This window comes from Streptomyces daliensis (assembly GCF_054782395.1).
In genome coordinates this window covers 69,215-80,566 of sequence record NZ_BAAGSO010000118.1, presented here as the reverse complement: position 1 = coordinate 80,566, position 11,352 = coordinate 69,215, and the positions used below count along the sequence as shown (strand labels likewise).

9 protein-coding genes and 1 pseudogene are annotated in these 11,352 nt (G+C 72.7%); 8 read left to right on the top strand and 2 right to left on the bottom strand.

Features of this window, described 5'->3' with window-relative positions; all coding sequences use genetic code 11:
- Nucleotides 1-4 precede the first annotated feature (4 nt).
- From ACYVOO_RS31965 to ACYVOO_RS31945, 5 genes are all read left to right on the top strand, one after another.
- Nucleotides 5-1,297 carry a hypothetical protein gene (locus ACYVOO_RS31965; protein ID WP_461019203.1) on the top strand — a complete coding sequence of 431 codons (1,293 nt, stop codon included), beginning with the start codon at nt 5-7 and terminating at the stop codon, nt 1,295-1,297.
- On the top strand, nt 1,294-2,250 hold the full coding sequence (locus tag ACYVOO_RS31960) for a glycosyltransferase family 2 protein (protein ID WP_461019202.1): 957 nt from the start codon (nt 1,294-1,296) through the stop codon (nt 2,248-2,250). Before ACYVOO_RS31965 ends, ACYVOO_RS31960 begins: the two co-directional genes overlap by 4 nt.
- A complete protein-coding gene (locus ACYVOO_RS31955; protein ID WP_461019201.1) occupies nt 2,247-3,497 on the top strand; it encodes a polysaccharide pyruvyl transferase family protein in 1,251 nt (416 codons plus the stop codon). The genes ACYVOO_RS31960 and ACYVOO_RS31955 overlap by 4 nt, the downstream gene beginning before the upstream one ends.
- The gene (rfbC, locus tag ACYVOO_RS31950; protein WP_461019200.1) at nt 3,494-4,045 is read left to right on the top strand and encodes a dTDP-4-dehydrorhamnose 3,5-epimerase; all 552 of its coding nucleotides are present in this window, start codon (nt 3,494-3,496) and stop codon (nt 4,043-4,045) included. Before ACYVOO_RS31955 ends, rfbC begins: the two co-directional genes overlap by 4 nt.
- A gap of 61 nt (nt 4,046-4,106) precedes the next feature.
- Nucleotides 4,107-5,432, top strand: coding sequence for a glutamate-1-semialdehyde 2,1-aminomutase (locus ACYVOO_RS31945; protein WP_461019465.1), 1,326 nt, complete (start codon nt 4,107-4,109; stop codon nt 5,430-5,432).
- Between the two features lie 72 nt (nt 5,433-5,504).
- Here ACYVOO_RS31945 and ACYVOO_RS31940 read toward each other — a convergent pair whose 3' ends face one another.
- Nucleotides 5,505-6,176: a phosphatase PAP2 family protein gene (locus tag ACYVOO_RS31940; protein WP_461019199.1), complete on the bottom strand. Its 672-nt coding sequence runs from the start codon at nt 6,174-6,176 to the stop codon at nt 5,505-5,507.
- 213 nt (nt 6,177-6,389) lie between these two features.
- Between ACYVOO_RS31940 and ACYVOO_RS31935 the strand changes: the two genes are divergently transcribed.
- From ACYVOO_RS31935 to ACYVOO_RS31925, 3 genes and pseudogenes are all read left to right on the top strand, one after another.
- Nucleotides 6,390-7,463, top strand: a complete 1,074-nt coding sequence (locus ACYVOO_RS31935) for a VCBS repeat-containing protein (RefSeq protein WP_461019198.1) — start codon at nt 6,390-6,392, stop codon at nt 7,461-7,463.
- Nucleotides 7,460-7,507 (top strand): annotated as a pseudogene (locus ACYVOO_RS31930) (hypothetical protein); the annotation flags it as partial. The gene ACYVOO_RS31935 and the pseudogene ACYVOO_RS31930, both read left to right, overlap by 4 nt.
- A 314-nt stretch (nt 7,508-7,821) precedes the next feature.
- Nucleotides 7,822-8,394 (top strand): GNAT family N-acetyltransferase, encoded by a 573-nt coding sequence (locus ACYVOO_RS31925; protein WP_461019197.1) that lies wholly within the window; start codon nt 7,822-7,824, stop codon nt 8,392-8,394.
- Between the two features lie 77 nt (nt 8,395-8,471).
- Here ACYVOO_RS31925 and ACYVOO_RS31920 read toward each other — a convergent pair whose 3' ends face one another.
- Nucleotides 8,472-11,045: a glycoside hydrolase family 9 protein gene (locus ACYVOO_RS31920; protein WP_461019464.1), complete on the bottom strand. Its 2,574-nt coding sequence runs from the start codon at nt 11,043-11,045 to the stop codon at nt 8,472-8,474.
- Nucleotides 11,046-11,352 lie beyond the last annotated feature (307 nt).

Sequence of the window (11,352 nt, the reverse complement as noted above, 5' to 3'; positions counted from 1 at the left end):
GCCCATGACCACCGAGGAGGAGAAGACGACGCCGAAGGCGGGGGCCGCCAAGCGCGCCATGGTCGGTCGGCTGTCCTGGGGACTGGCCGACCAGGCGGCCTCCAGCCTGACCAACTTCGCGGTGGGCATCTACGTGGCACGCTCGCTCGGGCTGGCCGCTTTCGGCGTGTTCAGCCTGGCCTGGGTGACGTACGGCGTGGTGCTCAACGTCTCCCGGGGACTGGCCACCGACCCGCTCATGGTGCGCTTCAGCGGGGTGCCGGACGCGTCCTGGCGCGCGGCGGTGGCCCGCGCCTCGGGCACCGCGCTCGGTGTGGGCGCGGCGCTCGGCGGGGCGTGTCTGGTGGCCGGGCTCGCCCTCGGCGGCCGGGTGGGGCCCGCGTTCGCCTGCCTCGGCATCGTGCTGCCGGCGCTGCTGTCGCAGGACGCCTGGCGGTTCGCGTTCTTCGCCGCCGGCGCCGGGCGCAAGGCCTTCGTCAACGACATGGTGTGGGGCGTCGCGCTCGTCCCGGCCATGGTGGTGGCGACCCACGTGGGCAGCGTGCCCGCTTTCGTGCTCGCGTGGGGCGGGTCAGCGGCGGTGGCCGCCGCGTACGGCTGGCTCCAGTCCGGCATCAGGCCACGGCTGACCGGAGCGCGCGCGTGGCTCCGCGAGCACCGCGACCTCGGCTACCGGTATCTGGTCGAGAACGTCAGCAACAGCGGCGCGAGCCAGCTCCGGGCCTACGGGCTCGGCGCGATCGTCGGGGTCGGCGCGGTGGGTGTGATCCGGGGCGCCGAGCTGCTGCTCGGCCCGTTCCTCGCGCTGCTGATGGGGCTCTCGCTGGTCACCGTCGCGGAGGCGGCACGGGTGCTGCGGCGGGCCCCGCACCGGCTCGGCGTGTTCTGCCTCGTGCTGGGCGGCGGGCAGGCCGCCGCCGCGCTGCTGTGGGGCGGGGCGCTGCTGCTGGTGCCGGGGCGGGCCGGTGAGCTGGTGCTCGGCGACGTCTGGCACTCCGCAGCGCAGCTCATCGTGCCGGTCACGCTCGGCGTCGCGGGCGCGGGGCTCGGCACCGGTGCGGCGGCCGGGCTGCGCGCGCTCGGCGCGGCGCGGCGCAGTCTGCGCAGCCAGCTGTTCGCCTCCGTCTGCTACGTCGTCGGCGGGCTCGGCGGCGCCGTCGTGGCCGGTACGGCCGGTTCGGCCTGGGGCGTCGCCGCCGCGACCGGCTGCGGCTCGGCCGTGTGGTGGCTGCACCTGCGCTCCGCGCTGCGCGAGCGCCGCCCCCTGAACCCCATTCCCGAAGTGAGGACCACATGACAGCGCAACCCCGGCTGAGCATCGGCCTGCCCGTGTACAACGGCGAGGAGTATCTCGCCGAGGCCCTCGAAGCGCTGCTCGGCCAGACCTACGAGGACTTCGAGCTGGTCATCTCCGACAACGCCTCGACCGACAAGACCCAGGACATCTGCCGCGAGTACGCCGCGCGGGACCCGCGCATCCGGTACCTCCGGCTGCCCCGGAACATCGGCGCGGCGCCGAACCACAACTACGTGTTCACCGAGTGCCGCGGCGAGCTGTTCAAGTGGGCCTCGCACGACGACCTGTACGCGCGTGACCTGCTGCGGCGCTGCGTGGAGGCGCTCGACGAACGCCCCGATGTGGTCCTCGCGCACAGCGGCCAGGCGGTCATCGACGGCGACGGCGAGGTGAAGGTCCCGTACCAGTACACGCTCGCCACCGACTCGCCGAAGGCACCCGAGCGGTTCCGCAGCATGCTGTTCGAGCCCGGCGGCGACGACTTCTACGGGGTGCTGCGGGCCGACGTGCTGCGCCGCGTGAAGCCGCACGACAGCTACCACCACGCGGACCGCACGTTCGTCGCCGAGATCGCCCTGCACGGGCCCTTCCACCAGGTGCCGGAGCTGCTGTACTTCCGCCGCGACCACCCGACCCGCGCCGAGCGCGCCAACCCGTCGAAGCGCTCCCGGTGCGTCAACCTGGACCCGCGCAGGGCGGGAGTGCTGCACCCGACGCCGCGGCTGCTCGCCGAGTACGTCTGGGGCTTCGTCTCGGCGATCCGGCGGGCGCCGCTGTCCGCTGCCGACCGGCGCGCCTGCTACGGCCATCTGGCCGCGTGGATGGCCAGCCGGGCCCGTCCCGGCGCGGGCGAGCGGGTCGAGGACCGGGTCCCGGCAGGGCAGCGCGTAGAGGGCGGGCAGTCCGTCTCCGTGGACGCGCTCGTCGCCGGGCGCGAGGGGCGGCGGGCATGACGCCGGGGCGCGTGACCCCGGTGCGTGTCGGGGTGTTCGGCCTGCTCGGCTCCGGCAACCTCGGCAACGACGGGTCGCTCGAAGCCGTGCTCGGGTATCTCCGTGCCGAGCACCCGGAGGCGGTCGTGGACGCGCTGTGCGGCGGGCCCGAGACCGTCGCGGCCCGCTACGGGATCCCCGCGACGCGGCTGCACTGGTACCGGGGCGAGTACCGGACCGCGTCACGTGCGGGCGCGGTCGCGGGCAAGGGCCTGGGCAAACTCGTCGACGCCTTCCGCACCGCCGCCTGGGTGCGCCGTCACGATGTGGTGATCGTGCCGGGCATGGGTGTTCTGGAGGCCACCCTGCCGCTGCGGCCGTGGGGGTTCCCTTACGCGCTGTTCCTGCTGTGCGCGAGCGGGCGGCTGCTGCGCACCCGGGTCGCGCTGGTCAGCGTCGGCGCGGCGCCGATCGGCAACCGGCTGACGCGGGCGCTGGTGCGCTGGTCGGCGCGGCTGGCCACGTACCGGTCGTACCGGGACGCGCCGTCGCGTGACGCGATGCGGGCGATGGGTGTGGACACCGCGCGCGACGAGGTCTATCCGGATCTGGCGTTCGCGCTGCCGACGCCGCCGACGACACCTGCGGGGGCGTCCTCGGGCACGGTCTGCGTCGGCGTCATGGCCTTCCACGGTGGCGACGACGACCGCGCGCGGGCCGAGGAGATCCACCGGCGCTACCTCGACGGGACGACCCGCTTCGTCCGCGCGCTGGCCGAGGACGGCAGACGGGTCCGGCTGCTCACCGGCGACGAGTGCGACGCACCGGTGGCCGACGCGATCCTCGACGCGGTGGACTCGCCGCTGGTCACCGCGGCCGAGGCGGGCTCACTGGCCGACCTCATGAGGGAGACGGCGGCTGCCGACACCGTGGTGGCGACCCGCTACCACAACCTGGTCTGCGCGCTGAAGGCAGGCACACCGACGCTCGCGCTCAGCTACGCGGCGAAGAGCGACACGCTCATGGACCGGATGGGCCTCGGCGCCTACTGCCACCCGGCCCGCGAGACCGACACCGACCGGCTGCTGGAGCAGTTCCGTGAGCTGGAGCGGCGGTCGGCGGAGCTGCGGCGCACCCTCGCCGAGCGGAACCTGGACGCGGCGCGTCAACTCCATGACCAGTTCACCGAATTGAGCGAGGCCCTGTTCCCCACGACGTTCCCGACGACCGGCCACGCGCGAGCCCACGTACGGCAGGAGACACCATGAAAGCGACCGAAGTCCCGGAGATCGCGGGCGCGTACCTTTTCGAGCCGACACCGTACGCCGACGAACGCGGCTTCTTCTGCCGCACCTTCGACGCCGACGTGCTCCGCTCGGTGGGCCTGGACCCGTACGCCTTCGTCCAGGACAGTGTGTCCCGCTCGGCCCGGGGTGTGCTGCGCGGCCTGCACCTGCGTTCCGGTGCGGGTGAGGCCAAGCTGGTGCGGTGCTCGTACGGGAGGATCTTCGACGTCGTCGTGGACCTGCGCCCTGACTCGCCGACGTACCTGAGCCGAGCCTTCTTCGAGCTGTCCGACGAGACACAGGTGACCCTGTACATACCGGCGGGGTGCGCGCACGGCTTCCAGGCGCTGACCGGGACCGCTGACACCTCGTACCGGATCGACCGCCCGCACGATCCCGCCGAGGACGTGACGATCGCCTTCGACGACCCGGAGCTGGCCATACCCTGGCCGCTGCCCGCCACGTCGATGTCCCAGCGGGACCGGGAGGCGCCGAGCCTCGCCGCGGCCCTGAAGCAGAACGAGAGTTGAGGCCGGCGTGGACACCGAGGACACAGTGAACACCGAAGACACAGCAGGCGCCGAAGACACAGTGGACGGCGAAGAGTTGGCACTGCCCCGGTCGCGGGCGGCGAACGAGAAGCTGCACGCCATGATCCCCGGGGGCGCGCACACCTACGCCAAGGGCGACGACCAGTACCCCGAGAACCTGGCCCCGGTCATCAGTCACGGCCACGGTGCCCATGTGTGGGACGTCGACGGCAACCGCTACATCGAGTACGGCTCGGGACTGCGGTCGGTCAGCCTCGGCCACGCCCACCCGCGTGTGACCGAGGCGGCGCGGCGTGAGATCGGCCGGGGCAGCAACTTCGTCCGCCCTTCCATCGTGGAGGCCGAGGCCGCGGAGCGCTTCCTGGCCACGGTGCCGACCGCCGAGATGGTCAAGTTCGCGAAGAACGGCTCCGACGCCACCACCGCGGCGGTGCGCCTCGCCCGCGCCGTCACCGGGCGCCCGAGGGTGGCCATCTGCGGCGACCACCCGTTCTTCTCCGTCGATGACTGGTTCATCGGCACCACGCCGATGTCCGCCGGAATTCCGGCGGCCACCAACGAACTGACCGTGGCTTTCCCCTACGGGGACCTGGCCGCGATGGAGGAGCTGCTCACCCGGTACCGGGGCGAGGTCGCCTGCCTGGTCCTCGAAGCCGCCGCGCACACCGAGCCGCCGCGCGGATACCTCGCGGGGCTGCGCGAGCTGGCCGACCGGCACGGCTGTGTGCTGGTCTTCGATGAGATGATCACCGGCTTCCGCTGGTCCGAGGCGGGTGCCCAGGGCCTGTACGGCGTCGTCCCCGACCTCTCCACGTTCGGCAAGGCGCTGGGCAACGGGTTCGCCGTCTCCGCGCTGGCCGGGCGCCGCGAGCTGATGGAGTGGGGCGGGCTGCGGCACTCAGGCGACCGGGTGTTCCTGCTGTCCACCACGCACGGTGCGGAGACGCACTCGCTGGCGGCGGCGATGGCCGTGCAGACCACCTACGTCGAGGAGGGTGTCACCGCGCGGCTGCACGCACTCGGCGAGCGGCTGGCCGCCGGTGTCCGCGACGCCGCGGCGAGCATGGGTGTCGGCGACCATGTCGTGGTACGGGGCAGGGCCAGCAACCTGGTCTTCGCCACCCTCGACGAGGACGGGCAGCCGTCGCAGCGATACCGCACCCTGTTCCTGCGCCGACTCCTCGCGGGCGGGGTGCTGGCCCCGTCGTTCGTGGTGAGCGCCGCGCTCAGCGACGGGGACATCGACCGCACCGTCGATGTGGTGGCCCAGGCATGTGCGGTGTACCGGAAGGCACTGGACGCCGCCGACCCCTCCCCCTGGCTGGGCGGACGACCGGTCAAGCCCGTGTTCCGCCGCTTGGTGTGAGGTGACGTGCGGTGAGGTGCGGTGACGTGCTGCGACGTGGCGTGAGGTGACGCGGTGTGACGTGACGCGGCGTCAGCGTTGCTGTCGCCGACCGGCTCCGGCCACCCCGTCGGAAAGCCGGTCGGCCACCCCGTCGACCAGCCACGCGGTCGCCGGTATCACCGCCAACGCGGTGCACCAGCCGCCGAGCACGTCGGTCGGGTAGTGCGCCCCCAGCCCGACCTGCGCCCACCCCATGGCCGCACCGGCGACCAGCGCGGTGGCGAGCACGAGCAGCGTGCCGCCCGCCCCGCCGAGGCCGAGCAGGTTCGTCGCGAGCAGCGCCACCACGAGGGCGAGCGCGGTGACGAACGCGGTGTGCCCGCTCGGGTAGGACAGATGGCCGTCGTGGATGGTGCGTCCCACCACGGGCTTGAGCAGCGTCGCCACCCCCACGGTCAGCGTGGCGCCCACGACGACGAGCACCGCCGCGCGAGGACACCGCAGCAGCAGGCAGCCCGCGACGGCGGCAACGGCCAGCGCCGCCGCTCCCGCCGGCTCCCCCAGGAAGTCCGTTGCCAGCGCGACGTCCCGCCACGGCGGCCTCACACCGCCCACCTCCGGCGCGACCCACATGTCCGCCGTTCCGGGCTCGCTGTGGCCCGCGTACAGGACCCCGAGCACGACGACCGCCAGCGCGGCGAGGGCCGCGATCAGTCCGAGCCACGCGCGCAGCGGCGGGGGCAGCACGGGAGTATCCGTCATTCGCGGCGGCAAAATGCCCTCCTAGTGGGTGTCGTCGACGTCCCGTCCGGGCGCCAGGGCCAGCGTGTCCGCCACCGTCGCACACGCCAGCCGGGCCACGCCGCGCAATTCCCTCTCCGGACCGCCTGTGCGCGGCGGCGAGGGAGGCGGTGGAACTTCCCCGGATTCGTACAACCCATCGAACCGGTCGGGTGTCTCCTCTGCACCGACCCCGTGGCGATCAAAGGTGGCTCGGAAGCCGCCGTCTCCGGCGTGCCGGGCGCCGGTGCGATCGTCGTGAACACCGGGTCCTCCAGCGGGATCGCGGCCGGGCGGTCCCGGATCGTCACGCAGGACTCCCCCGGTGTGCCCGGGGCCGCGGAGGAGGGCGACATGTTCGGCTCGGTGCTCGCCACCGGTGACCTGGACGGCGACGGCTACACCGATGTCGTCGCCGGTACCCCGGACGAGGAGGTCGGCACCGACGTGGAGGGCGGCACCGTCGCCGTCCTGTGGGGCTCGGCGTCCGGGCTCGACGGCGGTACGACGCTCACCGACCCGGCGCCCACCACGCATGACCGCTTCGGCGCGCATCTCGCCGTCGGCGACTTCACCGGCGACGGGCGGCCCGATCTGGCCGTGGGCACCAGCGACAACGGTGTGTGGGTCTTCGACGGTGTCCCGAGGACGGGCGCCACGGAGCCTCGCAGGCTGGAGACCGCGATCGTCGCCGACAGCTCGAAGTACTACCGCTCGCTCACCGCCGGGGACTTCGACGGCGACGGCACGGACGATCTCGCCGTCGGTGGCCGCTACGAGGGGGACGGCGGCTTCGGCGGCGCCACCCTCGTCTACACCGCCGCGGCCGGTACCCCCACCGTCCTGCGGGACGAGGCACATGCCGCCGCCTCGGCGGACTTCGACGGCGACGGCAGCGACGACCTGGTTCTCGGCTCCCCCGACGGCAACTCGGTCACGGCCTACAGGGGCGGCGCCGAGGGCCTGCGCGCGTCCGCGCGAACCACGCTGACCCAGGACAGCCCCGGCGTGCCCGGGGCCGATGAGCCCGAGGACTCCTTCGGCGAGGCGGTCGCGACGGGCGACGTGGACGGCGACGGCTACGCCGACGTGGCCGTGGGCGCCGAGTTCGAGACCGTCGGCTCGGTGGCCAGCACCGGCTCCGTCGTCGTCCTGCGCGGCTCGGCGGCGGGGCTCACCGGCGACGGCGCGCAGGCCGTGCACCAGGGGACCAGCGGGGTGCCGGGGGCGAACGAGGCGTACGACCGTTTCGGAGCCGCCGTCCGCTGACCGACACCAACCGTGACGGGTACGCCGACCTGGCCGCCGCCGCACCCTTCGAGAACACGAGCAACGGCGCGCTGTGGATCCTGCGCGGCTCACCCGAGGGCGTGAGCAGCGCGGACGCGGTCAGCTTCTCGGCCGCCACGGCGGGTCTGCCGCAGGACCCGTACACCTACTTCGGCCGGTCGATGCCGACCAACGCCCACGGCTCCTGACACCCGTCCGCGGGGCTGTCGCGGGGTACGCGCATGCGGCAGCCCGAAAACCTGTGGGCAGGCGCTGCCCTGACCGTGCGGACCGGACCGGGGCCGGGGGCCGGATAATCGGTGCCCTGCCCGCGCCACGCGGAGGCAAGATGGTCCGCATGACTCTGGCCACCCCCGAACTGCACACCGCTCGCCTGCGACTACGGCCCTTCACCGACGCCGACGCGAACGTCCTCTTCACGCTGCACAGCAGCACCCGTGTGATGCGCTACTGGGACTCCGCGCCGTGGAACGAACGGGCTCGCGCCGGGCGCTTCATCGCGATGTGCGGGAAGATGGCGGCCGAAGGCACCGGAGCGCGGGTGGCCATCGACCGTGTTTCTGACGGTGCCTTCGTCGGCTGGTGCGCTCTGACCCAATGGGACCCGGACCACCGCAGCGCGTCGCTGGGCTACTGCCTCGACGACACGATGTGGGGCCACGGCTATGCGACGGAAGCCGCACATGCCCTGCTGCGGTGGGCGTTCGGCACACTGGACCTCAACCGGGTCCAAGCCGAGACCGATACGCGCAACGTGGCATCCGCCCGGGTCCTGGAGAAGACCGGATTCCTGCGGGAAGGGACGTTGCGGGAAGAGTGCGTCGTGAACGGCGAGGTGTCCGACACATGGGTGTTCGGGTTGCTCAGGCGGGAGTGGCGGCCGTCAGCCATGCCGGTCCCGCGCGACTGAGAGTGCGTGGTGGTCCCGGGGGCCGCGGGCCCCCGGGACGGTGGTGCGGTGGCTCGGTCGGACGGTGGTGCGGTGGTTCAGCCGCTCGGCTTGGTGCGGCAGGTCCGGTCGCCCATGGTGAAGACGCGCGGATCGGCCACTTGTCCGCTCGCCGTGCCGTTGAAGCCGAACGTCACCGTGGCCCCAGGGGCCAGCTTGGCGTTCCAGTCCAGCGCTTCGGCGGTCACGTCGCGGCCGTTCTGGCTGACCTTGGCGCTCCACGCCTGGGTGATCCGCTGGTTGTCGGTGTACGACCAGGCCAGCTTCCAGGGGGACATGGGGGCGTCACCGGTGTTCTTCAGCGACACGTACGAGGTGAAGCCGCTGTTCCACCGGTGCGAGGTGTAACTGACCTCGCACGTCGGCTCGGTGCCGCCGTCCCCGTCCCCGCCGCTGCCCAGGTCGTCCGCGTACGAGGCGATCCAGGCCAGCGGGGCGTTCCAGTTGATGGTGATCTCGTTCGTGGACCAGGACTCGATGTCGTCGATGTAGCACATCGACGGGGCACATCCCGCGAGCTTCTCCGCGGCCACCGGGTCCTGGAGCCCGTCGTTGGGCCCGCCTGCCACGGAACCGGGTGCCGGGTTCGGCAGGTCCGGGTCGAGTTGGTTGGCCCAGAAGCGGTGGTGCTGGTTGTGCGAGTCCCGCTCGCCGTACCCGGTGACGTACGACTGGTTGAGCGCGTTGCGGCCCAGCAGGTAGTCCAGGCCGCGCAGCACCGCGTCGCGGTAGACGTTCTTGCCGGTCAGGTCGTCCGCCGTGGCCAGGACCACCATGTTGTTCAGCACCTGGCTGTTGGACCCCCACACGTAGTGGCCGTCGGCGGGCGCGTACGGCAGGCCGTAAGCGGCGTCCTCGGAGGCGGCGGCGTAACCGTCGGCGGCCTCCGTCACCGTCGCCCGTACCGCGCCCAACTGCTCGGCGGTGAGCTTGTTCGGCACCGTGGCCATGCTGAGCGCGCCGAGTCCCGCGACCGCGCCCCAGGACATGCCGCCGCGCGGGAACACCCCATCGGTGTCGCCGTGCAGCGGGGAGCCCAGGACCTCCTGGCGGAAGGAGTCCTCACCGGTGGTGACGAACAGTTCGGCCGCTGCCCAGTAGAACTCGTCGCGGACGTCGTCGTCGCTGTAGGCGCCGCCGCCGGTGCCGTCGTTCGGGTCGGCGAGGACGTCCGGGTGTGCCTTGGCGGCCTTCCACGCGGTGCGCGCCTTCTCCAGACAGCGGGCGGCGAAGCCCGCGTCGTACGGCTCGAAGAGGCGGGCGCACTGGGCCGCCGTGGCCGCCACGTTGAGGGTGGCCGCGGTGGACGGCGGGTGCAGCTCACGGGGCTGCGGGTCCTGGTCGGGCCGCAGCGGCAGGCCGGTCCACGCCCGGTCGTGCAGCTTGTGGTGCGCCATTCCGGCCAGTGGCTCGCCCTCGGGGACGAGCATCCGCATCAGGAAGTCCATCTGCCAGCGGGCCTCGTCGAGGATGTCCGGGGTGGCGTTGCCGTGCTCGGGGACGCGGAGCTTCCCGTCGCCCAGCGGCGCGCCGTTGGCGCCCTCGGTGGTGAGCGTACGCTCGAAGGAGGACATCAACTGGGCCACCGAGATGCCGCCGTTGACCACGTACTTGCCGTGGTCGCCCGCGTCGTACCAGCCGCCCGCCGCGTCCAGCCGGTGGTCGCAGACACCCTCCTGGCACGGCACGTCGTCGTCGCCCTGGTTGGGGGACACGTTCACGTGCCCCGCGGGCCGTGCGTACTCCTCGCCGACGATGTCCGCGTCGATCTCGATGCCGCTGCGGTTGTGGTAGAAGTACGCCAGCGCGTCGGTGCGCAGCGGCGCGTACAGATCGTCCCCGATGGTGAACGGCTCGCTCTTCTGGCCGTCGATCGTGACGGTGTAGCCCTCACCGGCGGCCGTGACATCGCTGAAGTCGAAGGTGTGGACGTTCTGCCGTGAGGTGGGGTCCTCCCCGGCGGGGGTGGTGGTGCCGGAGGCCCGTTCGGTGCCGTCGGCGTCGTGCAGCGTCCACGGCAGCGGCTGGGTGGCAGACGTGACGAAGGTGCCATTCTTGGGCCCGTTGGTGAGGTAGCCGACCTGGTTGACCCGGACCGGGGACCCGGTGTCCGGCTCGTACGGCGGAATCGTCGCCCCGCCGCGCAGCGAGACGTCGTCGACGCAGAAGGTGTACGGCTCCTCGTTGCCGCCGATCTGGAAGGCGAGCTGCGCGGCGGTGTGGTCGGCGTCCGCGGTGAAGGTGTGGCTGACGGGTTCCGCGGTGCCGTCGATCTGGTCGGCCTCGGCGAGTTCCGTGGTCCACGGCTCGGTCGCCATCTGCACGTTGGTGCGGATGGTGACCGGCACGGTGGAGGTCGCGGTGTAACTCAGCTTGTAGCTCTCGCCCGCGGTGAGGGGCAGATCGTTCTGTCCGATGATGGCGTCCCAGGGGTTGGCCGTGCCGCCGGGCACGTCGGCGCACAGCCGTCCGTCCACGACGCTGCCGGGACTGTTCTCGGTCCACCACCAGGGGGCGGTGCCGTCGGAGAAGTCGCCGTTCTCGATCAGCTCGGGCGGCTCGTCCCGCGGCTCCGGGACGGAGGCCGAGGCCGAGGCGACGGGGACGAGCACCGCGGCCAGCAGTCCGGCGGCGGCCGTGGCGCTGAATAACCGGTGTCTGAGCCTGTGGGGGCGCCGGGAGGCGCGGGGCAGGAGGGGGCGTTGGTGTGGCACGTTCTGTCCTCCGCAGGAGTGTGGGCGTCGGTGGCGCGGGAGGAGGTGCGGCGTGCGTGGGCGCCCCGCGTATGGGAGCGCTCCCAACGGAGAGTGGAGGGCGTTTCCGGAGTCGTCAAGATGTCGGACGCGTCACGTCCGGTCGCCCCGTCTCCGCGCCGGCCCCGACCCCGCCCGGCTCAGGGCGGAGGCCGGGAGGGTCGGG